General features: G+C 43.9%; 1 pseudogene. It reads right to left on the bottom strand.

Features of this window, described 5'->3' with window-relative positions:
- Positions 1 to 157: 157 nt before the first annotated feature.
- Positions 158 to 547, bottom strand: a pseudogene (locus OGY72_RS00805) (hypothetical protein); the annotation flags it as partial.

Here is a 547-nt window from a genome sequence, read left to right as displayed (position 1 = left end):
ATCTGCATCGGCATTAGAGTGATGCCCTCTGGCATCCGGAATGACACGCTGACACGTCGGGCATTATCAGGAGGGGAAAGTGTCTGATCTGTGTTATCTCCGCAACCGCAAAGTGGTGCGATAGTTAACATAATAACGATGGTTCTCTTAAAATAATTCAACGCTTTCCTCCGTTACAGCTGCGAATCGACAGCAATTTTTCATAGCTGGGATAAATATGCGGTATCTTTTCACTACTGCCATCGGGATAAATTGCCGTAAGTTTGCCTGGAGCATCTGGAGGTGTCAAAGTAACAACTTTATCGAAATGAATGACTGGCTCAATAAGAATGGTTTGAGTATCCCTAAGCCGAAAACGCCTTCGCCATTTTTCGGGGCCGGTATTTCCGCCAAATAATTTCAAACTCGTTGTGTTATCAATATGGTTTGCCACCATAGGGAAAAAATCAGTTTTTAAATCAAGATCACCACTGACCTCTTTTGCCCTCCCTGTCCCATACCCGTCACTGAGGCCATAATCTCCAAAATCAAAGATATAACTGGTCTC

Source organism: Citrobacter sp. Cpo221 (genome assembly GCF_030332345.1).
In the GTDB taxonomy this organism is placed as follows: Bacteria; Pseudomonadota; Gammaproteobacteria; order Enterobacterales; family Enterobacteriaceae; genus Citrobacter; species Citrobacter portucalensis.
The sequence above is the reverse complement of the archived record's forward strand: the minus strand, read 5'-3'. Positions and strand labels throughout refer to the sequence as shown.